The following is a 22,560-nucleotide window of genomic DNA, read 5'->3' on the forward strand; positions in this document are numbered from 1 at the left end:
CATGAAACAGATATTTCTTTTACTGGGCGGCATTATTTTACTTTCTAGCTGTAAATCCAGCAAACAAACCACAGCAGTAACTTCTTCTTCACGAAGTAAGGATTCCAATTTTGTGGTTGCCTTTGGCTCGTGTAATAAGCAGTATGAAACAAATCCGTATTGGGATGATATTTTGACTGAAAATCCCCGAGTATGGATTTGGGGCGGGGATAACATTTATGCGGATACAGATGATATGATAAAGTTGAAGGGCATGTATGCGGAACAGAATGGTATTGCCGGATATGCCTTGTTGAAGTCAAAAGTTCCCGTTGTTGGCACATGGGATGATCATGATTATGGGTTGAATGATGGCGGAGAGGAGTTTTCCATGAAAAAAGAGAGTCAAAAAGAGTTTTTAGACTTTATGGAGGTTCCTAAAAATGATAAAAGAAGAGCAAGGGAAGGGATTTATGCTTCCCATACCTATAAAACTGACCAAGGAAAAGTGAAAATACTTGTTTTGGACACACGTTATTTCCGAAGCTCATTATTGAAAGACCCGAATCCAGATAGAAGGTACCAACCAAATACCGAAGCAAATTCGACAATGTTGGGCAATGCACAGTGGGAGTGGCTAAAGCAGGAATTGAATTCATCCGATGCTGATTTCAATTTGATCATTTCCAGCATTCAGTTTTTGTCACGTGAGCATGGTTTTGAAACTTGGGGCAATTTCCCTAATGAGGTATCCAAATTGGAGGACATTATTGCTGCATCCAAAGCAAAAGGGGTGATCATTCTTTCTGGCGACCGACATATTTCAGAAATTTCGAGAACGGAAATCCCCAACTTATCATACCCTTTGATTGATTTCACAAGTAGTGGACTAACCCATTCCTATAGCAATTTTACAAGTGAGCCGAATCCATTTCGGGTGGGAAAGGTGGTTTCGTCAACTAGTTATGGTATAGTTGATTTGGATTTTAAAAAGAAACAGGCCCATTTTAAGATTATGGGAGAAAACGGAAAGGTCCTAGAGGAGTTAAAACAGACCTATTAAGCCTTGTCCGTTGGTTGAAAAAACGTAAGTTTGCGCAAAATTTTAAAAAAATGACTGGAAACAGAACTTTTACCATGATTAAACCAGATGCTGTTGAAAATGGCCATATCGGTGCAATTTTGGATAAAATAACAGCTGCAGGATTTAAGATTGTGGCTATGAAATATACCCAATTGAGTAGAAGGGATGCTGAAGAATTCTATGCCATTCATAAGGAGAGACCTTTCTTTGGTGAGCTGGTGGAATTCATGACCCGCGGTCCAATAGTGTCTGCCATTTTGGAAAAAGATAATGCTGTTGAGGATTTTCGTGCATTGATTGGAGCAACCAATCCAGCCGAAGCTGCAGAGGGAACCATTAGAAAACTATATGCGACCAGCATTGGTGAAAACGCGGTTCATGGCTCAGATAGCGATGAAAATGCTGCTATCGAAGGAGCTTTCCATTTTTCTGGCAGGGAAGTATTCTAAGAAAAAGACAATTATAAGTTAAGAGGCCGTTCATGTAGAGCGGCCTTTTTTGTTGCTGAACAAAAGAAAATCCTCCTTGCCGTTTTTTGGGTTTATTGTTCCTATTGTTTCGAACCCAACCTTTTTTAAAAGGTTACAGGATCTTGTGTTGTTGTGAGTTGTAATTGCCAATAGATGATCTAGCCCCAGTTGGGTTTTGCCATATTCCATAATTGCCAATGTGGCTTCCAACATATATCCCTTTCCTGCATAATCCGGTAGCAAGGCAAATCCAATATCGGGATTTTCTAAATAATCACGCTTTAAAAAACCACAAACCCCAATAAGATCAATTGTTTTTTTGATGCTAATCGTATAAAGCCCATAACCATTATCTGCATAGGATTTTATCAAATTCGATTGGATATAATGTAAAGCCTGCTCATTAGTTTTTATACCACGGTCGCCAATAAATTCAAGCCAAGTGGGGCTGTTCAGCAATCTATTGAAGAATCCAGCGTCTTCCGTAGTTGCTTCGGTGATGGTCAGCCTCTCCGTTTCTGTAATTTTTTTCAACGTAGCACCAATTTCTTAACCAATTCTCTGCCCAGTTCCTCATTGATCATAGCAATGATTTTTGACTTACCCATACTAAGTTCTTCACGTAATACGGAGGAAGAAAGCGATACATAAAGAGTTTCGTTTTTGAGTTCTACGGAAGTTGTGTAATTGTTTACCCCATTGCCCATTAGTTTCACCCAAGCTTCACGGGTATTGACTTTGTCCATCCCTTTTTGAAGCTTATTTTCCTTAATAAATTCATTCAGTGCTTCACTCAAAGGGATATGGGAATTGTTGCGTTTGGCCATTACTTGGGGATTGAAATGGGTTGAAAACGGGTGTAGGTATATTGAATTCCCTCTTCATTGCGCACGGAAAAAGAAATAGAATCCAACTGTACCAATTCCTCCTCCCATTCATTGAACTCGTTGGAATAATGAAGTATAAATCGGTCATTGGTTTGACCTATGGTCAATAGTTCTTGGTCTTTGGAAGTACTATAGGTTCCATTAAACTTTGGCTGTAATTTTTTCCGAAAACCTTTTCCATCTTTGAGCTGGATAAAATCAATGTTCTGATTCATGCCATATGCCTTTTTGGTCCCATCTGGAAATTCCACTTCAGAAATCTCCCAATACCCATTCAGATAGGATAAATCAGCTTCGTTAATGGGTGCGTTATGGCATCCCCAAAGCATTAAAACTACAATCAAAATTAATTTCCGAAGCATACTACAAGGTAAAGATTTTATAACTCTGATGAATGTTTTTTACCACACTTTCGGTACGGTCAGCATGGGTGTCACTAATGAAGATCTGTCCAAAGTTGTCATTTTTGACCAAGGCCACGATTTGGGAAACCCTGTTTTCATCCAGCTTGTCAAAAATGTCATCCAAGAGTAAAATTGGGGTGGTTTTGGCCTGTTCTTTTATAAAGTGGAATTGAGCCAATTTTAAGGCAATGAGAAATGATTTTTGCTGCCCTTGACTTCCAAATTTTTTGATGGGGTGTCCGGCAATGGTGAAGCTCAAATCATCTTTATGAATGCCAACACTAGTGTATTGTAGAGCCCTATCCTTGTCAATATTGTTTTCTAAAAGCTGTAAAAGTTCGTTGCTGGAAAGTTGACTTTCATAAGAAAGCATAATTTGCTCATCTTTCTCTGAAATATGGACATATTGTTCCTTGAAAATGGGGGTAAAAGAGGAAATGAACTCAACCCTTTTTTTATGGATTAGGGTTCCCAACTTATGGAGCTGCTCATTATAAATGGCAACAGTATCAGCATCAAAGGTGCTGTTCACGGCGAAATACTTTAGCAATGAATTTCGTTGCACCAATACCTTATTATATTTTATTAGTGATTGCAAATAGCCCTTGTCGGATTGGGAAATCACACCATCCATAAATTTCCTTCGAGTATCGCTGCCCTCCAGGATGAGGTCCCGATCTGAAGGAGAAATGATAACAAGAGGTAAAAAGCCGATATGCTCAGAGAATTTTTCGTATGCCTTACCATTGCGTTTGATAACTTTTTTGGTTCCTTTTTTAAAGCTGCAAATGATTTTTTCGGATTTGTTCTCCTTCTCAAATTCTCCTTCAATAACAAAAAAATCTGTATTGTGTTTGATGTTCTGAGTGGCAACAGGGTTAAAATAACTTTTGCCAAAACATAGATGATAAATGGCATCCAGAATATTGGTTTTTCCCACCCCATTATCTCCCACAAGACAGTTGATGATAGGGTCAAATTCCAATACTTTAGAATCGAAATTTTTATAATTAACTAGAGATAAATGCTTTAAAAACATAAAAAGATGGCGCAACAAACTAAATTCCCTTGCTTTGGGACCGATTAAAGATTCCAAAAATAACGAATAAATTGCCTTTCGGTTTTGGATAAAAACTTTATTTTTGCGCGACCAATTAAATGACGATGGCAACATATAAGAAGCGAGGCTACAAACCTAAAAATAAGGCCGAAGAGGCTCAGATTGAAGAGCTGGAAAGTACAACAGCTGAAGTTTTCAGTACTTTGGATGAGAGTGCTTCCAAAACTGAAGCTTGGGTACAGAGGAACCAAAATTATATTTTGGGCGTTATCGGTGCAATTGCTTTGGGAGTCCTCGGATATTTGGCGTATAGCCAGTTCATCCAAAAACCAAAAGAAGCATCTGCGGCCAATGAACTTTTTTATCCGCAACAGTATTTTGATCAGGCAATAGCTAGCGAAACAGCAAAGGATTCTTTGTTTACCTTGGCCTTGAACGGTGCTGAAGGTAAATTTGGGTTTTTGGATATCATTGAAGAATATAAAGGTACCAAAGCGGCAAATTTAGCTGAATATTCAGCTGGTATGACCTATTTGAACCTGCAACAATATGATGAAGCCATTGCTCATTTAGAGAATTTTTCGTCCAGTGATGCAGTATTGGGTGCTATGGCCAAAGGTGGTATTGGTGATGCTTTTTCTCAATTGAGCCAACCTGAAGATGCCATGGAGTATTACGAAAAGGCCATTGCACACTCAGATAATGAATATACTGCCCCGAGGTTTTTGTATAAGGCTGGTGTTATGGCCATGAATCTTGGTCAAAAGGATAAGGCGCTGGGCTTTTTTGAGCGCATCAAGAATGATTATCCAAAATCAACAGAGGGTATTGGCATAGATGCATTGATTGGATTGGCCAAAAACTAAATTATGGCCACTGAGAATAAAAATCTATCCGCTTACGATAAAACAACAATCCCAAACGCGAAAAATCTTCGGTTTGGGATTGTTGTTTCTGAATGGAATGGGGAAATTACCAAAGCACTTCAAAAAGGAGCCGTTGACGCTTTAATAGATTGCGGAGCACAGGCTGAAAATATTGTGCAATGGAGTGTGCCCGGTAGTTTTGAACTTATATTCGGGTGCAAAAAACTAATTGCTTCCCAAGATATTGATGCAGTAATTGCCATTGGTAGTGTAATTCGAGGCGAAACTAGTCATTTTGACTTTGTTTGCGGCGCAGCAGCCCAAGGTATTAAAGATCTTAATGTAACTTATGATGTGCCGGTCATTTTCTGTGTGTTGACCGATGATAATCTGCAGCAAGCCAAAGATAGAAGTGGAGGAAAACACGGAAATAAAGGCACGGAAGCGGCCATTGCTGCCATCCAAATGGCAGTTTTGGGCAAGTAGCACGTTTTTTGCTGTTAATATTTTTTGGGAATGCATCCCAACCCCTTTTTTCAATTTTAAGTACCTTTGAGGTTACACCGAAAAGGATGTAATGCGAAATCCTCTAAAACTTAGAAAAAATAGAACGTTCAGTTATTCTCCACGTTATTACAAAGGGGAGGGGAATCCGTATAAAATAGAACACAAACTAGATAAATTCCGAAGTACCGCACATACAAAAAGAGGGCTCAAAAACAAGTTTTCCTCAGCAATGGATGACTTAAAAACTGAAGGGGACAAAAATCTGAAGCTTCGTTTTCTTGTTATTGTGGCCATTTTAGTACTGCTGTTCCTTTTCATTATTGACTTTGATTTATCAATATTCCTAAATCCCTAATGGCGGACATCATTAAACTTTTACCGGACCATGTTGCCAACCAAATTGCAGCAGGGGAGGTGGTGCAACGTCCAGCTTCTGTAGTTAAGGAGTTGTTGGAAAATGCAATTGATGCAGGTGCTGAGGTCATAAAATTGATTGTCAAGGATGGAGGTAAAGCACTGATTCAGGTTGTGGACAATGGGGTGGGCATGAGCGAAACAGATGCTCGATTGTCTTTTGAAAGACATGCTACCTCTAAAATTTCCGAAGCACAGGATTTATTCAATTTACAGACCAAAGGCTTTAGGGGAGAAGCGTTGGCGTCCATAGCTGCCATTGCGCATGTTGACATGCAGACCAGGCCAGAAGGAGGTGAGGTAGGGACGTACATTAAAATAGAAGGAAGCAAAATCGTTTCCCAAGAAGTTGTGGCCACTCCAAAAGGTACATCAATAGCTGTAAAGAACTTATTCTTCAATATTCCGGCAAGACGAAATTTTCTCAAATCCAATCAGGTTGAACTAAGGCATATTACAGATGAGTTCCATCGTGTGGCATTGGTACATTCAAATATTGAATTTCACTTTTATAACAATGGTTCTGAAATTTTCAATTTGCCCAAATCCAAACACCGTCAGCGTATAGCCCATATTTTTGGAAGTCGTATGCAAGACCGATTGGTTCCTGTAAGTGAAGAGACTGAAGTTGTTAAAATATCTGGATTCATTTGCAAGCCGGAATTTGCCAAAAAGAGCAGGGGAGAGCAGTTTTTCTTTGCCAACAATAGATTTATCAAAAGTCCGTATTTGCATCACGCAGTGGTTTCGGCTTTTGAAGGATTGATAAAAACCGATATGTATCCTGGATACTTTTTGTATTTGGAAGTTGACCCTTCTTCCATCGATATAAATATCCACCCAACTAAAACAGAGGTAAAGTTCGATGATGAAAACACGTTATATGCCATTCTACGCTCAACAGTAAAGCATAGTTTGGGACAATTTAACGTAGCTCCCGTATTGGATTTTGAACATGATCCCAATTTGGATACCCCGTATGCGTACAAAGAAAAGGGAGCTGTTTTACCAAAGGTTACGGTGGATGCATCATTTAATCCCTTTCAAAAAAGCCCGGAAAGTAAAAATACAGGAGGCACTTTTCAGAAACAAAGTGTAAAAGGCTGGGAGAATATGTATGCTGGTCTGGGTCAGGAAATGGAGGTAGAGGCCTTCAGTAGTTTAGCCATTGAATCTGATGATATGGTGCAGGGAACTATTGAATTGGATCACGGGGAACAGGAACATATGGCGACCACTTTTCAGATGCGCCGCAAATATGTAGTGAGTACCATAAAATCGGGAATGCTGGTCATACATCAAAATAGGGCCCATGAACGTATTCTTTTTGAAAAGTTTTTGGGTGAGATTACGGTAAAAGAAGGTGTAAGTCAACAACTTCTGTTTCCTTTGGAACTAACATATAACCAACAGGAGTTGGGGATATTGCATGAAATCAAAGATAGTCTGACAAGTGTGGGATTTGCCTTTGCCGATATGGAACAGGAAACTGTAAAAGTGACAGGTGTGCCTTTGGTAGTCCCGGAAAGTGGAATTGGCACGGTATTAGATCGTTTAATTGCGGACTATAAAGAAGGTTTTGCAGATGGATCTATTTCTCAAGCTGAGCTATTGGCCAAAGTACTTTCCAGAAGTTTGGCAATAAGGACAGGAGAACTTTTAGATCAAGAATCGCAATTGGCATTGGTCAATAATTTGTTCGCCTGTAAAGAACCAACTTTGAGTCCCTTTCAAAAATTAACATATACAATTATCTCCGAAGGAGATATCGATAAAAAATTTAAATAAATGGGTAGATTGACCGAGGCGGTAAAGCATTTATTGATTATCAATGTAATCCTGTTTTTTGCTACGCAGCTCTACGGAGACCAAATGTACCAATGGCTTTCTCTATGGTTTCCAGAAAATCAAAATTTTAAATGGTGGCAAGTAGTTTCGCATATGTTCATGCATGGAAACCTTATGCATATTGTTTTCAATATGTATGCGCTTTGGGCTTTTGGTACACCTTTGGAACGTGTTTGGGGCAGGAACAAGTTTTTGTTTTTTTACTTTTCTGCTGGGCTCGGCTCTGCTCTGCTGCATAGTGGAGTAAATTATTATCTTTTTAACGAAGGATTAAATGCGCTCGTGAATGCTGGTATGACAAAAACACAGGTGTTGGATATACTGGCTCGAGGACAATATAGTCCTGATTGGTACAATATAGCTTCCAAGAGTACTATTGATAGCTTTTTAACGGCATATAATACTCCAGCAGTTGGTGCTTCAGGAGCCATCTATGGTATTTTGGTGGCCTTTGCTTTTATGTACTCAGAAGCAAAATTGATGTTGATATTTTTACCAGTGCCCATCAAGGCCAAGTATTTTGTTCCTTTGTTGATTGCAGGGGATTTGATTTTTGGTATTGGAAATGTCAATACTGGAGTAGCTCATTTTGCCCATATTGGTGGGGCTTTAATTGGTTTTATCATGATGTGGTATTGGAAAAAGAATCAGTTTAACAATAATCGCTGGAACTAATAGATGGCAAGTGGGGGAATACAATATTATTTTGCTCGATTGAACATTGCGGAAAAACTGATCGCTGTTAATGTTCTCGTTTTTATTTTGGATGGATTGTGTATGGCCCTCATGGGGTATTCTATTTCACAATGGTTTCAGTTGCCAAAAGATTTAGGGGAATTTTTTGGTCAACCCTGGTCTTTGATTACATATTCCTTTTTTCATGCTGGAATAGGACATATTTTCTGGAATATGCTGATGTTGTATTTTACAGGTAGGATATTTCTAAACCTTTTTGATAAACAACGCTTTATCAATGTTTATTTTTTAGGAGTCCTTTTGGGCGGACTGGTTTTTCTCACAAGTTATAATTTGTTTCCAACCTTGCTGAATGCTAACACGGCTTTAATTGGAGCTTCTGCTGGAGTTACAGCGGTGCTCATCTTTATTTGTGCCTACATTCCTAATCAGGAGGTTAGAGTCATATTCTTCAATGTAAAATTGTGGTATGTTGGGGCATTTTTTGTTCTGATAGATTTGATTCAGATTCCATATGGCGGAAATGTAGGTGGTAGGTTGGCGCATTTAGGAGGTGCATTGTTAGGATATATATATGCTAGGCAACTCTTGAATGGAAAGGACATAGGGTCAGGTTTTTCAAAGTTTAGGGATTCTATTGCCCAGCTATTTAAGCCAAAGGAGAAGAAAGCGCCTATGAAGACGGTTTACCGGAAAAAAACTGCTGGGAAAAACCCAAAAGATTATGATAAAGAAGCCCGTCAGCGCAAAATAGATATGATTTTGGATAAAATCAGCAAATCTGGTTATGAGAGTTTGTCCAAAGCGGAAAAGGATTTTTTATTTAAGGCAGGTAAAGAGGACTGATACGTGAAAAAACTATCCTTGTTCAATAGATTCATTTTCTTTTTTAACACCTTGTTTGCACTGGTGACATTGATTTCAATTGTAGTTCCCTTTGTTCCAGTAACTACTATGCCTGCATTATCTACGTTAAGCTTGGTTGTTTCGGTTTTGGTTTTCATCCATGTGATTTTCATGATTTATTGGTTGTTGGGAAGAAAAAAACAGTTTTTGTTATCTGCAGTGATGCTATTACTCTGGTATTTTGTATTGGGTCCGTTTTATCAGTTTTCTGTTGTAGGTGAAAAAGAAAACCTGAAGAAGGGTAGTTTTTCTATAATGTCTTTTAATGCAAGAAGCTTTAATTCTTTAAAACAGTTGGACATTAAAAATGTAGATAGTCTAATTTTTGATTTTGTAGCAGAGAAGAATCCAGATATCCTATGCTTTCAAGAATGCCACTATATGATGAAACGTAGCAAAGCTTTGGGACAGTACAAATACAAATTCGTTGACTTTATTTATGGAAAGCATACCGGGAAAGTGGTTCAGGCTATGTACTCCAAGTTTCCAATTGTAAAGGTGGATTCGGTTGATTTTCCTAGTAGTGCCAACAACGCCATATATGCAGATATTTTATTGGAGCAAGACACAGTGAGAGTTTATAATATTCATCTACAATCCTTTAGGATTGTACCTGAAATAAGTACGATTAAGAATGAGGAGTCTTCAAAATTAATCGCCAAATCCAGAAAGGTTATGTTGAAGCAATATGAGCAGGCTAATCTAATTAGAGAAAACATGAAGGTTACTCATTATAAAAAAGTTGTAGTGGGAGATTTTAATAATACTCAATATTCAAATGTTTACAGAATTATAAAGGGGAATATGACTGACTCTTTTTTGGAAAAAGGAGAAAAATTTGGTCGTACGTATAATATTTTAGGTTTTCCCATTCGTATAGACTATATCTTAAGCGACCCTGAGTTTGAAGTCCTTTCCCATCAAAATTTCAATGAAAAACTATCTGACCATTATCCGGTCATGGCTACACTACGATTAAAATCAGATGAGTAGGCAATCCATAAAGTCCGCAAAAATGTGAATGATTAAGGCCAGCCCAATAATACGGGTAGGTTTTACGCATAATAAAATAAAGTAGCCGAAGATGGCCCAATAACTATGCAGGGGATGGAATCCAATACTGCATCGATTTGGATCAAAAAGAGGATTTGCTAAAAAATGATCGACATCTATAATCATTCCCGCCCACAAAATCAATAGTGCTTTTAGACGGTTTTCCTTAAAAAAAATGAAAACTATAAGTACAGGAACTAAAAAATGAATCCCATAATGAATGAAATGCCTATACATTTAAGAAATCCAAGGATTGATTTTTAAGGTAAGAAAGTGCATTGGGTCCCTCGTTAAATAATAAATCCAAAATACTCAAATTGGAGATAAAACCATTTCGTTCTTCAAATACTTGATTATAAGGGGTGAAGGGAGTGTTTAACTCCTTTTTTGCTAAGACTAGAGAACGATAATCCACAAATTCAGCCGGTGTTAACTCATAGTTTTCTGTCTTTTTGTTTTGAATTCCCAATCCTAAGCATCCACTTATAGTCTCAATGGTTGTTAGATTGAATTCATATAGGTTAACATCATTGCTTTCAAATAAAGGTTTGATATCATCCTCGTAGAATTCAAAAAAAGGAGAAGTACGGTAAGCGGTTTCCAAGGTCCGCCAATGAATTTTTTTCCATTGGGAACTGTTGTCCATTTCAACTTCAACGTATTTTTGTCGTCCTTCATTTCCCCCAACATGCTTTATGGGAATGTTGAGCATATGTTTACCTTGATCTGTGGAGATGTAACAACGATTTCGATACGTTTGTTTTTGAAAATTATCATGTGCTTCCCAAATCACATTGTGCTGCACAATAGCAGAAAATGTTGTGATACTTGGAAAATATGTTGGATGAAGAAGTACTTCCAATAGCCTTTTTTCTAGTTTGTGCGGATTTATTTACTCCGAACTTTTCTTTCTACGTTTTTTGATAAAATCAAAAATGAACCATGCAACTATCACAGCCACAAAATACCATCGGTAAGAAATGGGCTCACCACTGCCTCCCACAGTAGTAAATACACGATTCCATCGGGGTCGCCATTTGGCAATTCCTTCTTTGAAATTGTCAAAGCTCATCCATAAAAAGACAGGTTTTCCCAAAATATGGTCGGCGGGTACGTACCCCCAGGTTCTGCTATCTTCAGAACTATCCCGATTATCGCCCATCATCCAATAATAATCTTGTTTAAAAGTATAGGAATTAGCTTCTTCTCCATTTATGAAGACTTTTTGGCCACTTACTGTAACATCATTATGCTCGTAATCACGTATGATTTTTTTGTAGAACGGAATAGTTTTGTAATTGATTTCTACAGTAGCGCCAGCCTTGGGAATATAGATGGGGCCGAAGTTATCATTGTTCCAAGGATATAATGTAGGTTTCTGTGGAAACATGCCCTCATATTGTCCTTTGGGATCGATAGTTTTCACTACAGAATCGATAGATGGATTTCCCCGAAGTTTGACAACCATTTCATTGGTCATATTAGCAAGACGGGATAATGGCTTCTCTTCTGTAAGGGATAAACGGAGCTGCCTGATTACTTCTGTTGGAATTCCCTTAGCTTCTGCAATTATTTCAATTTGCCCTTTCTGATTTCTGTAGGCTCCTCGAATATATGGAGAAAGGCCATTTGCTTGATTTTCACTTAAAGAACTCGTGAAATATTTTCTGGTATAGTCAGCAGCATCAACTTCTGCTAAAGTTTTACTTGAAACACCTTTCTTGGAATATATATTGTAAAAGTACATGGGTTTTGCCCTATCTGACAGCTTTAACTGTTTTCCATTGACATATACAAAACCATCAATAACCGCCAAAGAGTCCCCAGGAGTGCCCACACATCTTTTTACATAGTTCGATTTTTTATCGATGGGTTTTTTAACAGGCTTTTCAGCCTTAAAAAATTGATAGAGTGTATCAGAGGGCAAGCTAAAGACCACAATGTCGTTTTTCTTCACTTCTTGAAAACCAGGCAAACGCATATAAGGCAGTTGCAATTTGTTGATCCATGACTTTTTTGCGGTAGCTGGGTCAACATCTGCTATATAGGACCTTTTCTTAAGTCCTGGAATGGTGTCATGTACCATGGGAGCGGCCAAAGTGGTCATGGGTACTCTTGCTCCATAATGGAATTTGCTTACAAAAAGAAAGTCTCCAATCCGTAACGTGCGTTCCAATGAGCCAGTAGGTATTACGTAAGGTTGCATAAAATAGGTATGGACAAAAGTTGCTGCCACAACGGCAAAAATTATGGAGCTTACCCATTCCCCAAGACCTGTTCTCGGTTTTAAGCTGCGGTCTTCAATGTAGGTGACATCTTCAACGTAGTTGAGATAATAAATGTAAAACCCTAGTGTAAGAATAACCAACCAAGTATGTAGCAGTGTGTTTTTTCCGAAACTACGTATAGTTTCCACCCATACCACAGGGAACATCAATAGATTGATTATAGGTATAAACAGTAATAAAACCCACCACCAAGGACGATTGATAATTTTCATTAAAACAATGCCGTTGTAGATGGGTATTGCGGCTTCCCATGCTTTTCTACCTGCTTTAATGTAAAGCTTCCAGGTTCCTAAAAAGTGGATAACCTGTACAATCAAGATAAATATAATCCACTGTGTACCGTCCATATTTATTTTCTTTGTTAGACTGTATGCCTATATAGTTGTTACTTTTTTAGCTCAGATTTAACACATCTTTCATAGAAAAAACACCAGTTTTCCCATGAATCCATTCTGCTGCAACTACAGCTCCCAGAGCAAAACCTTCTCTATTATGGGCTTTATGTTTAATTTCAATTTTGTCAACACTGCTATTGTATGAAACCGTATGGGTTCCCGGAACGAGACCTTTTCGTTTAGATGTTATGGGTATGGTCTTTTCATCAGCACTGTTCAATTGCCAACTGTTATATTCAGTATGATCGATGATTCCTTCCGCTAGAGTAATTGCAGTTCCACTTGGAGCATCCAGTTTTTGGGTGTGATGTATTTCTTCCATGGAAACTTTGTATTGTTTCAATTCAGACATCATTTTGGCCAAATGCGCGTTCAATTCAAAAAAAATATTGACTCCAAGACTAAAATTAGAGGCATAGATAAAGGCCCCTTCGTGTTCTTGGCATAACTCTATTGCCTTATCGTAATTCTTTAACCAGCCCGTAGTTCCGGAAATTACAGGGACACTATTCTTAAAACATGAAGTAATATTGTTGAATGCAGCATCGGGAGTACTGAAATCAATGGCTACATCCATTGATGAAAAATCGATTGTTTTTGTATCAACATCTACTTTTGTAACAATGGTATGCCCCCTCTTTTGAGCAATCTGCTCAATCATTTTTCCCATTTTCCCATATCCGAAAAGGCCAATATTCATACACTAAAATTTTATGACCAGAGCCATTCCATAATTGGGTTGATTGGTCCATGGATTCAGGTCAAGGTAAGGTTTAAAATCAATTGCTAGGTCATCATCCACATTATATTGCTTTAAATGCGCATCTACATTGGCGTCAACAATATTCAATGCGTATAAGGCAATAGTAATCAGTAGGGCCAAATCCCTGTCTCTTTGTCTGGCTTCTTGCGCGTCTTGGAGTGCCTCCGAATCAATATCTGGCCCGACACCATCTCCATTTATATCGTAGAATTCATCATCAGTGAAACCTGCGCGTCTTCTTTTAAAGGCATCACGGGCACTTCTATATTGCGTATTGTTAAAGGAATAGACGTAAATGCCTGTCCCGATAGCTCCATATACCAGAGGAGCTTTCCAATAGCGTTTGTTATAGATTTGTCCCAAACCAGGAAATATTGCCGAATAAAATGCAGCTTTACTGGGAGCAAGTGGATTTATTTTCTTCTTTTCGTAGGTGACTTCCTGAATGGTGATTCCTTGTCCCTCAAGATTTTGAGCTAATGAATCAATTTCGGTGGGATGTTGTTGCTTTTCACTCTCTTTTTCCTCTTCTTGAGAAAAACCTGAGTGCAAACACAACAAGGAAAAGAACAACAATACAAGGTTTTTATTCACCTGTCAATATTTTTTTGATACGCTGAAACTCCTCTTTGGAATGAAAGGGAATTACAATTTTACCTTTCCCATTTTGGGAAGTGGTGATGTCCACTTTGGCGGAAAGGTGTTTTTTTAGGGTATCTATGCCTTTGGAAACAAAACCTGGGGTTTCTTTTGTAGTGGTATTTTTCTTTTCTGAACCACTTTCTTCTTTGGGTTCTTTGTATGCTTTTACCAATCGTTCTGTTTCTCGTACTGATAGACCGTCTGAAACAACTTTTTCGTAAATGTTGATTTGTTCTTTTTTCTTATCAATATTGATAAGTGCCCGGCCATGCCCCATGCTGATGAAACCATCTCGCATACCAGTTTGGATAATGGGGTGTAGCTTAAGAAGTCTAAGGTAGTTGGTTATTGTGGAACGCTTTTTACCAACACGATCACTCAATTTTTCCTGAGTAATTTGAATTTCATCAATGAGACGTTGGTAGGAAAGAGCAATTTCAATAGGATCCAAATCCTGCCGTTGGATATTCTCCACCAACGCCATCTCCAAAGATTCTTGGTCATTGGCAATACGTATATAGGCGGGAATGGTTTTCAGTCCAACTAGTTTTGAGGCACGGTATCTCCGCTCACCGGAAACTAATTGGAATTTATTGAAATCTAATTTTCGTACAGTGATGGGTTGAATGATGCCGAGCTCCCGGATGGAACTGGCCAATTCTTCCAAAGCTTCGTCATTAAAATTGGAACGAGGCTGAAACGGGTTCATCTCAATGGATTCGACATCCAACTCTACAACATTTCCAATGACCTTATCTGCATTTTTGTCCGAAACAGATTGTATATCGTTTTCGGGATCTTTCAATAGGGCGGATAGGCCTCTTCCCAAAGCCTGTTTTTTGGTTGCTTTCGCCATCTAAACTTTCTCCTTGTTTTTCTTCAATATTTCATTGGCCAAGTTGAGGTAGTTGGAGGCACCTTTACTGCTGGCATCATATTTAATGATACTTTCTCCATAACTAGGAGCTTCACTTAGCCTAACGTTTCTTTGTATAATGGTGTCAAACACCATATCTGCAAAGTGTTTTTTAACTTCTTCCACCACTTGGTTGGATAGACGTAACCTCGAATCGTACATTGTCAACAACATGCCTTCAATGTCAAGGTCGTTGTTGTGTATTTTTTGAACACTCTTGACTGTGTTCAGCAATTTCCCTAAACCTTCCAAGGCAAAATACTCACATTGAATAGGAATCATTACTGAATTTGCTGCTGTAAGTGCATTCAAGGTCAATAGTCCTAAGGATGGAGCGCAATCAATCAATACATAATCATATCTGTCCCCTAAATCTTTTAGGGCCTCTTTCATCATATATTCCCTGTTGTCCTTGTCCACTAACTCAATTTCAATGGCCACAAGATCAATATGTGCTGGAATAAGGTCAACATTAGGAGAATCTGTCTGCATAATGACATTATCAACATTCATGGTATGCTCCAAAAGCTGATAGGTTCCCTGTTCAACACTGTCCACATCTATACCAAGACCCGAAGTGGCATTTGCCTGGGGATCGGCATCTATCAACAACACTTTCTTTTCCAATACACCTAGGGATGCAGCAAGGTTTACAGTTGTAGTTGTCTTACCCACACCGCCCTTCTGGTTTGCAATAGCAATAATCTTGCCCATTTCATAGTAAGTTAGGTGCTAAAAATACGATTATTTAAGATGCTAAAAAATGTATTTTGTTAACAGTAGGTGAATAACCCCCGTATTCGGCGTTAAAGAAAGTTAAAGTTAAATTTATTAGATTATTAAGTGGTCTTATTCGCTCAAAATCTCTAATATTTCAATAGCTGCATCACTTATTTTGGTACCTGGTCCAAAAACTGCCACAGCACCATGGTTTAGTAGATGATCATAGTCTTGTTTGGGTATAACACCACCCACTATGACCATGATGTCCTCCCGACCATATTTTTTTAGTTCTTGAACTACCTCTGGAACTAAAGTTTTATGCCCTCCGGCCAAGGAAGAAATACCTAGTATATGAACATCATTTTCCACAGCTTGTTTGGCAACCTCTGAGGGAGTTTGGAACAGTGGTCCAATATCAACATCAAAGCCTAGGTCGGCATAACCTGTTGCCACTACTTTTGCTCCGCGGTCATGTCCATCCTGACCCATTTTGGCGACCATTATTCGTGGCCTTCTACCTTCGTTTTTGGCAAAATCATCAGCCATTTTTCTGGCTTTTTCAAAGCTTTGGTCGTTTTTGATTTCTTTGGAATACACTCCGGTAAATGATTTTATTTGCGCTCTGTAACGGCCAAAAGCACTTTCCATGGCATCGCTTATTTCTCCCAAGGTGGCTCTGGCTTTGGCAGCTTTTACTGCTAAAGCTAGCAAATTTTCATGGTCAGAGCCATTTTCCAAAGCCTTTTTGGAAGCGCCCTCTATTTGTTTGAGGATTGTATTGACTTCCGCATTATTTCTAATGGATTTAACGTGTTGGAGGCTTTCCATTTGTTGCTGACGCACTTTGGCGTTATCGACTTCTAGGATCTGTAGCTCGTCCTCATTGTCCAGTTGGTATTTGTTTACCCCTACGATGGTATCCTGACCACTATCAATTCGGGCTTGTTTCTTAGCCGCAGCTTCTTCAATGCGCATTTTTGGAATTCCAGCTTCAATGGCCTTGGTCATTCCGCCTAATTTTTCCACTTCTTCAATAAGTTGCCAAGCTTCTTCGGCTACTTCATGGGTTAACTTTTCTACCATATGGCTTCCAGCCCAAGGATCTACTGTTTTGGTGATATGTGTCTCTTCTTGTAGATAAATTTGCGTATTTCGGGCAATTCTGGCTGAAAAATCAGTTGGTAAAGCAATGGCTTCATCCAAAGCATTGGTGTGTAGGCTTTGTGTGCCCCCGAAGGTCGCCGCCATGGCTTCAATAGTTGTTCTGGCAACATTATTGAAGGGGTCTTGTTCTGTTAAACTCCAGCCGCTAGTCTGGCTATGGGTTCGCAGCATGAGCGATTTAGGGTTTTGTGGCTCAAATTGTTGTACCAGTTTGGCCCAAAGCATCCTACCGGCACGCATTTTGGCAATTTCCGTGAAATGATTCATACCAATTCCCCAGAAAAAGGAAAGTCTCGGAGCAAAATCATCAATTTTTAGCCCTGCCTTAATCCCTGTTCGTATATATTCGATGCCATCAGCCAAGGTATAGGCCAATTCCATGGCAGCAGGAGCTCCAGCTTCATGCATGTGGTAACCAGAAATACTAATGCTATTGAATTTAGGCATATGTTGGCTGGTAAATTCAAAAATATCCGCCACAAGTTGCATGGATGGTGTTGGAGGATAAATGTACGTGTTCCTAACCATGAACTCTTTTAGGATGTCATTTTGGATGGTTCCCGCAAGTTTTTCCATGGAAACACCTTGTTCTTCGGCAGCAACAATATAAAAGGCCATGATGGGGATAACGGCACCATTCATGGTCATGGAAACCGACATCTGACCCAGAGGAATTCCATCAAACAAGATTTTCATATCCTCGACAGAGTCAATGGCAACCCCAGCTTTTCCAACATCTCCTACAACACGTTCATTATCTGAGTCATAACCCCGGTGTGTGGGCAAATCAAACGCAACAGAAAGCCCTTTTTGACCAGCTTCTAGGTTTCTTCTATAAAAAGCATTGCTTTCTTCAGCTGTGGAAAAACCGGCATATTGACGAATGGTCCAAGGTCTGCGAACATACATGGTAGAGTATGGGCCCCGAAGGAATGGGGAAATCCCGGCAGCAAAATTTTCATGTCCATGATGTGAACCCTTTTCTTTGCTGGGTTCTGAGGTCAATACCAAATATTGCAGGTCTTTTCTACTCATCACTCAATCTTTTTTGTTCCAAATTTTCGGCCAACCTCTTTTCAATTATGGGCTCTAAAAGAGTTTTGCGTGCTTGGGTTTTAACAAAGGGATACAGTTCTAGGTCATCCTTCATTTTATCATCTGGATTCTGAAACTTATTGGTGCCCAACAGTACAATTTTACCACTATCAAACAATTGCTGTTCCTTAATGGCACTTTCCTTTATTTTTTGCTGAATTTTCCCTTTTTTGAGGGCATCAAGGAAACCTCCTGAAGCTTCTAGTTGCTTAAATAGTTCTAGCGATTTTTCTGCCAATTGACGTGTGAGCGATTCGATATAATATGCACCTTCGGAAATAGAAATGGCTCCATTGAAATATCCTTCTTCTTTTAACAGTAAAAGTTGATTTCGTGCAATGCGCCTTCCAAATTCGTTCGCTTTGTGATAAATAGCGTCGTAAGAAAGATTGTGGACGGTATCTGCACCTCCCAAAATAGCTGACATGCATTCTGAAGTGGTACGAAGCATGTTGACATTGTAATCGTACAAAGTTTTGTTTCTTTTGGAAGGAACAGCGAAAATGTGGCAATCACTCGAAATGTCAAAGGCAGGTGCAATAGTTTTCCATAGCCATCGTAAGGCTCTTAATTTGGCTATTTCAAAGAAATAGTTGCTGCCGACTGCTACTTTAAAGACTATCCCAGGATTTTTTTCGAATGCTGATGCAACGCTGTCATAACCATATATGTGTAGGTATTCACAAGTATGTGCCAATCCATAGGCCAGTTGTTGTACCATATTGGCGCCAGCGTTTTGATACATTGAAAGATTTATAGAGAGAACACAGGTACTATCTGTTTTTTTTGCTTCTTGCTGTATATCACTTAATAGATGCCTGTCTTTTTCCAGATTATGGAACCAATTTCCGTTTTTAACCAAATTTCCAATGATATCAATATTAAGATGGACTTTGGTCTTTTTTCCGTCGAGATAACCTAGCAATTTTTTAATGGTTCCACTTTCTAGATATTGAAAATTGAAGTGCAGGTCAACTTTATTTACATCAATGCCAGAAAATAATGTCTCAAAATCTACTTCTTCATTAGGAATAGTGAAGACCAAACTTTCAACTCCCTTTTTCAATAGGTTTATCGCTTCTGAATTTGATTTTTTGATATCATTTACAAAAACACCCTGTGCAATTTTCCAGTTGTGGTCTTTAGGAAGATCAAAGGTCTTGCGGTCTTGTAAATCCTCTGCATTGTAAAAAGGTTTTACCTTTATACCTTCCAGTGATTCCCAGACTAGGGTTTCATTATAATCAGCTCCCCTAAGATCCACTTGGATTTTTTGTTTCCATTCTTTTGCAGAAACATCAGAGAATTCATCAAACAAATCCAGCTTACTCATTTTTTTTGTGCTTTAAGCTATCTTCATATTCAATAAGGAAAATTTCTTCATTTTCCTTTTTCATATAATATTTTTCACGAGCAAACTTTTCCAATTCATCTCCATCAGACAGTTTTTTAAGAACTTGTTTGTCTTTTTCAATTTCCCCTTTCAAAAACTCTTTCTGCTTTTCAAGTTTGTCTATTTCTTTACCCAGTTCTCTATGAATCAATAAGGAATTGGTATCAAAAAAGGCCATCCAGACAGAAAAAATGGTCAATACCAAAACATACATGTTGGTCATTAATTTGAACCATTTTTTTTCTTTGAGTTCCTTTAGTCCCATATTAATCCAATTTATTGTTGATTATGGTTCTAACAATATCCACGGCCACAGTATTGTAATGGTTGTTGGGTATAATAATGTCCGCAAATTCCTTTGAAGGTTCTATGAATTGCTCGTGCATGGGTTTTACTGCGGTCTGATATCTGGTGAGCACTTTTTCCAAATCATGACCACGCTCCTTGATGTCTCTTTGAAGTCTGCGTATAAGTCGTTCATCAGAATCTGCATGTACAAAAATCTTGATATCGAACATATCCCGAAGCTTGGGGTTGCTCAATACCAATATTCCTTCTACAATCATAACCTTTTTAGGTGGAGTAGGTATGGTTTCCTCCAAACGGGTCTCCTCCACAAAGGAATAAATAGGTCGATGAATCAACTTACCTTGGCGCAACTGTTCCAAATGAGAAATCAATAGTTCAAAATCTATGGAATTGGGATGATCAAAATTAATTTTGCCCCTTTCTTCCTTGGTCAAGTGGGCCAAATCGTTATAATAGGAATCTTGTGAGATTACACATACTTCATTTTCAGGTAGTTGGTCAACAATTTGATTAACCACGGTTGTTTTTCCACAACCTGTTCCCCCTGCAATCCCAATGATGAGCATAATAATGATTTTAATCCCAAAAGTAATCATTTGGCAAGATTTGAACCATGTTTAATCTGGATGCATAGTTAGGCATCATTATATTTAAAATGAATGACGTTTGTCATAATCCTTAAAAGTTAATGGCGGTAGTTTTGTGAGGATTTATTGGTTTAACCTTATATTTAACAAGAGAACCTATGTCAACAATTTTTATGGATAATCCCTATAGAATCCAAGTAGATGGAAGCTTGGATTTTCAACTTTCCAAAGATGAAATTTCTGCTCTGGACCTCATCAAAAATGGTGACGGGTCCCTCCACTTATTAAAAGATGGAATCTCTTATCACATTCAAATAAGTAAAGTTGATCCTGATAACAGGTACTATACTGTCAGCGTCAACGGAACGGAACATAAAATAGCAATAAAGACCCCGTTGGATGAACTCATTAGCGATATGGGCTTTGCAACAAACGGCTTAAAGGACATAGATTCTATTGCTGCTCCAATGCCAGGATTGATTCTTGACATTTCTGTTGAAGAAGGTCAAGAGGTCAAGGATGGTGACCAGCTCATAGTTTTGGAAGCCATGAAAATGGAAAACATTATCACTTCCCCCAGAAACGGTACCATCAAGAAAATAGCCGTCAGCCAAAGTGACGCGGTGGAGAAAGCACAGTTATTGATTGAATTTGAATAAGAATCAGATGAAAAAAATATTAATTGCCAACAGAGGAGAAATAGCCATTCGGGTTATGAAAACCGCTAAAAAAATGGGGATACGAACCGTAGCGGTATTTTCCAAAGTGGATAGAAACGCACCCCATGTAAAATTTGCCGATGAAGCGGTCTGCATTGGGGAAGCTCCTTCCAACCAGTCGTACTTAAAAGGAGATAAAATCATTGAAGTCGCCAAAAAGCTTGATGTTGATGGCATTCATCCAGGTTATGGATTCTTGAGTGAAAATGCAGACTTTGCCGAAGCTGTAGAAAAAAATGGATTGCTATTTATTGGGCCTAAATCGAAAGCAATACGGGTCATGGGGAGTAAATTGGCTGCCAAAGAGGCGGTTAAGACATACGATATTCCTATGGTTCCAGGCATAGATGAGGCTATCACCGATGTTAAAAAAGCACAAGAAATAGCCAACGAAATAGGATACCCCGTTTTAATAAAGGCTTCTGCTGGGGGTGGTGGCAAGGGAATGCGGATTGTTGAAAAGGAAGAAGACTTGAAATCCGGTATGGAACGTGCCATTAGTGAGGCAACATCGGCATTTGGAGATGGGTCTGTTTTTGTGGAGAAATACGTGACCTCTCCAAGACATATTGAGGTGCAGGTAATGGCGGATACTCATGGCAACGTACTTCATTTTTTTGAACGCGAATGTAGTATTCAACGAAGGCACCAAAAAGTTGTTGAGGAAGCACCTTCGTCCATTTTAACTCCAGAACTTCGTGAAGAAATGGGTGTGGCAGCCACTAAAGTGGCCAAAGCCTGTGATTATGTGGGGGCTGGCACAGTAGAATTCTTGATGGATGCAGATTTGAACTTTTATTTTCTCGAAATGAATACCCGACTTCAGGTGGAGCATCCTGTTACCGAAATGATTTCTGGAGTGGATTTGGTGGAGTTACAGATAAAAGTTGCCCGAGGTGAAGAGTTGCCAATGAAACAGGAAGATTTGCAGATCAATGGGCATGCCATGGAGCTTCGGGTATATGCAGAAGACCCACTAAACGATTTCTTGCCCAGTGTGGGAACCTTGGAAAAGTATCAACTGCCGGTAGGTGAGGGAATTCGAGTAGACAACGGTTTTGATGAAGGTATGGATATTCCAATTTATTACGACCCCATGCTTTCTAAACTGATTACCTATGGTAAAACGCGAGAAGAGGCCATCGAATTGATGTTGGAAGCGATAAAAAAATATAAGATTGAAGGAGTACAGACCACACTGCCCTTTGGAAGTTTTGTAATGGCACATGAAGCTTTTCGATCTGGGAATTTTGATACGCATTTCGTGAAGAATTATTATTCTCTGGAAAATATCGAACAAAAGAACACCAAAGAAGCAGAAATTGCAGCGCTAATGGCCTTGTACCAATATCTTGAGGACCAAAAAATAGTACAATTACCCACAAACTGATT

At 38.8% G+C, this 22,560-nt stretch carries 26 protein-coding genes; 11 read left to right on the forward strand and 15 right to left on the reverse strand.

The annotated features are described in order from the left end of the window. The first annotated feature begins 1 nt into the window (after nt 1). Nucleotides 2-1,042: an alkaline phosphatase D family protein gene (locus HJC33_RS04300; RefSeq protein WP_171657570.1), complete on the forward strand. Its 1,041-nt coding sequence runs from the start codon at nt 2-4 to the stop codon at nt 1,040-1,042. A 50-nt stretch (nt 1,043-1,092) separates the two neighbouring features. Next, a complete protein-coding gene (locus tag HJC33_RS04305; RefSeq protein ID WP_171657571.1) occupies nt 1,093-1,512 on the forward strand; it encodes a nucleoside-diphosphate kinase in 420 nt (139 codons plus the stop codon). Between the two features lie 30 nt (nt 1,513-1,542). Here the strand turns inward: HJC33_RS04305 and HJC33_RS04310 are convergent, their stop codons facing one another. The 4 genes from HJC33_RS04310 to recF are packed head-to-tail and all read right to left on the reverse strand — an operon-like array spanning nt 1,543 to nt 3,863. Next, nucleotides 1,543-2,067, reverse strand: coding sequence for a GNAT family N-acetyltransferase (locus HJC33_RS04310; RefSeq protein WP_171657572.1), 525 nt, complete (start codon nt 2,065-2,067; stop codon nt 1,543-1,545). Continuing rightward, a complete protein-coding gene (locus HJC33_RS04315) occupies nt 2,064-2,360 on the reverse strand; it encodes a DciA family protein (protein WP_171657573.1) in 297 nt (98 codons plus the stop codon). Before HJC33_RS04315 ends, HJC33_RS04310 begins: the two co-directional genes overlap by 4 nt. Then, a complete protein-coding gene (locus HJC33_RS04320; RefSeq protein ID WP_171657574.1) occupies nt 2,360-2,782 on the reverse strand; it encodes a hypothetical protein in 423 nt (140 codons plus the stop codon). Before HJC33_RS04320 ends, HJC33_RS04315 begins: the two co-directional genes overlap by 1 nt. Nucleotide 2,783: 1 nt before the next feature. Beyond that, nucleotides 2,784-3,863 carry a DNA replication/repair protein RecF gene (recF, locus tag HJC33_RS04325; RefSeq protein WP_171657635.1) on the reverse strand — a complete coding sequence of 360 codons (1,080 nt, stop codon included), beginning with the start codon at nt 3,861-3,863 and terminating at the stop codon, nt 2,784-2,786. Nucleotides 3,864-3,988: 125 nt separating this feature from the next. Here recF and HJC33_RS04330 point away from each other — a divergent pair, with 125 nt between their 5' ends. From HJC33_RS04330 to HJC33_RS04360, 7 genes are all read left to right on the forward strand, one after another. Continuing rightward, a complete protein-coding gene (locus tag HJC33_RS04330) occupies nt 3,989-4,750 on the forward strand; it encodes a tetratricopeptide repeat protein (RefSeq protein WP_171657575.1) in 762 nt (253 codons plus the stop codon). 3 nt (nt 4,751-4,753) lie between these two features. Next, nucleotides 4,754-5,236 carry a 6,7-dimethyl-8-ribityllumazine synthase gene (gene ribH / locus HJC33_RS04335; RefSeq protein WP_171657576.1) on the forward strand — a complete coding sequence of 161 codons (483 nt, stop codon included), beginning with the start codon at nt 4,754-4,756 and terminating at the stop codon, nt 5,234-5,236. Between the two features lie 91 nt (nt 5,237-5,327). Continuing rightward, nucleotides 5,328-5,612 carry a riboflavin synthase subunit beta gene (locus tag HJC33_RS04340; protein ID WP_171657577.1) on the forward strand — a complete coding sequence of 95 codons (285 nt, stop codon included), beginning with the start codon at nt 5,328-5,330 and terminating at the stop codon, nt 5,610-5,612. Further along, nucleotides 5,612-7,459, forward strand: a complete 1,848-nt coding sequence (mutL, locus tag HJC33_RS04345; protein WP_171657578.1) for a DNA mismatch repair endonuclease MutL — start codon at nt 5,612-5,614, stop codon at nt 7,457-7,459. Before HJC33_RS04340 ends, mutL begins: the two co-directional genes overlap by 1 nt. After that, nucleotides 7,460-8,194, forward strand: a complete 735-nt coding sequence (locus HJC33_RS04350) for a rhomboid family intramembrane serine protease (protein ID WP_171657579.1) — start codon at nt 7,460-7,462, stop codon at nt 8,192-8,194. A 3-nt stretch (nt 8,195-8,197) separates the two neighbouring features. Then, complete coding sequence (locus HJC33_RS04355; RefSeq protein ID WP_171657580.1) at nt 8,198-9,061, forward strand: rhomboid family intramembrane serine protease; 864 nt, start codon at nt 8,198-8,200, stop codon at nt 9,059-9,061. Nucleotides 9,062-9,064: 3 nt separating this feature from the next. Beyond that, nucleotides 9,065-10,114, forward strand: a complete 1,050-nt coding sequence (locus HJC33_RS04360) for an endonuclease/exonuclease/phosphatase family protein (protein WP_171657581.1) — start codon at nt 9,065-9,067, stop codon at nt 10,112-10,114. On the opposite strand, the gene HJC33_RS17300 is transcribed toward HJC33_RS04360, so the two are convergent. From HJC33_RS17300 to udk, 11 genes are all read right to left on the reverse strand, one after another. Next, nucleotides 10,103-10,411: a DUF6122 family protein gene (locus HJC33_RS17300; protein ID WP_246245486.1), complete on the reverse strand. Its 309-nt coding sequence runs from the start codon at nt 10,409-10,411 to the stop codon at nt 10,103-10,105. The two genes, HJC33_RS04360 and HJC33_RS17300, sit on opposite strands and share 12 nt — an antisense overlap. Next, nucleotides 10,404-11,036: a WbqC family protein gene (locus HJC33_RS04365; RefSeq protein WP_171657582.1), complete on the reverse strand. Its 633-nt coding sequence runs from the start codon at nt 11,034-11,036 to the stop codon at nt 10,404-10,406. Before HJC33_RS04365 ends, HJC33_RS17300 begins: the two co-directional genes overlap by 8 nt. 30 nt (nt 11,037-11,066) lie before the next feature. Then, entirely contained in the window at nt 11,067-12,809 is a 1,743-nt protein-coding gene (gene lepB / locus HJC33_RS04370) for a signal peptidase I (RefSeq protein WP_171657583.1), read from the reverse strand. A gap of 46 nt (nt 12,810-12,855) precedes the next feature. Further along, complete coding sequence (gene dapB / locus HJC33_RS04375; RefSeq protein ID WP_171657584.1) at nt 12,856-13,557, reverse strand: 4-hydroxy-tetrahydrodipicolinate reductase; 702 nt, start codon at nt 13,555-13,557, stop codon at nt 12,856-12,858. A 3-nt stretch (nt 13,558-13,560) separates the two neighbouring features. Then, nucleotides 13,561-14,214, reverse strand: a complete 654-nt coding sequence (locus tag HJC33_RS04380; protein ID WP_272621413.1) for a DUF5683 domain-containing protein — start codon at nt 14,212-14,214, stop codon at nt 13,561-13,563. After that, nucleotides 14,207-15,118, reverse strand: coding sequence for a ParB/RepB/Spo0J family partition protein (locus HJC33_RS04385; protein WP_171657585.1), 912 nt, complete (start codon nt 15,116-15,118; stop codon nt 14,207-14,209). Before HJC33_RS04385 ends, HJC33_RS04380 begins: the two co-directional genes overlap by 8 nt. After that, entirely contained in the window at nt 15,119-15,892 is a 774-nt protein-coding gene (locus HJC33_RS04390; protein WP_171657586.1) for a ParA family protein, read from the reverse strand. Nucleotides 15,893-16,027: 135 nt separating this feature from the next. After that, nucleotides 16,028-18,100 carry a methylmalonyl-CoA mutase gene (gene scpA / locus HJC33_RS04395; protein ID WP_171657587.1) on the reverse strand — a complete coding sequence of 691 codons (2,073 nt, stop codon included), beginning with the start codon at nt 18,098-18,100 and terminating at the stop codon, nt 16,028-16,030. Then, nucleotides 18,093-19,493, reverse strand: a complete 1,401-nt coding sequence (locus HJC33_RS04400; protein ID WP_171657588.1) for a methylmalonyl-CoA mutase subunit beta — start codon at nt 19,491-19,493, stop codon at nt 18,093-18,095. Before HJC33_RS04400 ends, scpA begins: the two co-directional genes overlap by 8 nt. After that, nucleotides 19,486-19,818: an FtsB family cell division protein gene (locus HJC33_RS04405; protein ID WP_171657589.1), complete on the reverse strand. Its 333-nt coding sequence runs from the start codon at nt 19,816-19,818 to the stop codon at nt 19,486-19,488. The genes HJC33_RS04400 and HJC33_RS04405 overlap by 8 nt, the downstream gene beginning before the upstream one ends. 1 nt (nt 19,819) lies before the next feature. Next, nucleotides 19,820-20,428 carry a uridine kinase gene (gene udk / locus HJC33_RS04410; protein WP_171657637.1) on the reverse strand — a complete coding sequence of 203 codons (609 nt, stop codon included), beginning with the start codon at nt 20,426-20,428 and terminating at the stop codon, nt 19,820-19,822. Nucleotides 20,429-20,607: 179 nt separating this feature from the next. Between udk and HJC33_RS04415 the strand changes: the two genes are divergently transcribed. Both HJC33_RS04415 and accC read left to right on the forward strand, forming a co-directional pair. Further along, complete coding sequence (locus HJC33_RS04415; protein ID WP_171657590.1) at nt 20,608-21,108, forward strand: acyl-CoA carboxylase biotin carboxyl carrier protein subunit; 501 nt, start codon at nt 20,608-20,610, stop codon at nt 21,106-21,108. Nucleotides 21,109-21,115: 7 nt separating this feature from the next. Then, complete coding sequence (gene accC / locus HJC33_RS04420; RefSeq protein WP_171657591.1) at nt 21,116-22,558, forward strand: acetyl-CoA carboxylase biotin carboxylase subunit; 1,443 nt, start codon at nt 21,116-21,118, stop codon at nt 22,556-22,558. The last annotated feature ends 2 nt before the right edge of the window (nt 22,559-22,560 follow it).

The sequence above is a fragment of the Flagellimonas amphidinii genome (genome assembly GCF_013090115.1).
Classification (GTDB): Bacteria; Bacteroidota; Bacteroidia; order Flavobacteriales; family Flavobacteriaceae; genus Flagellimonas; species Flagellimonas amphidinii.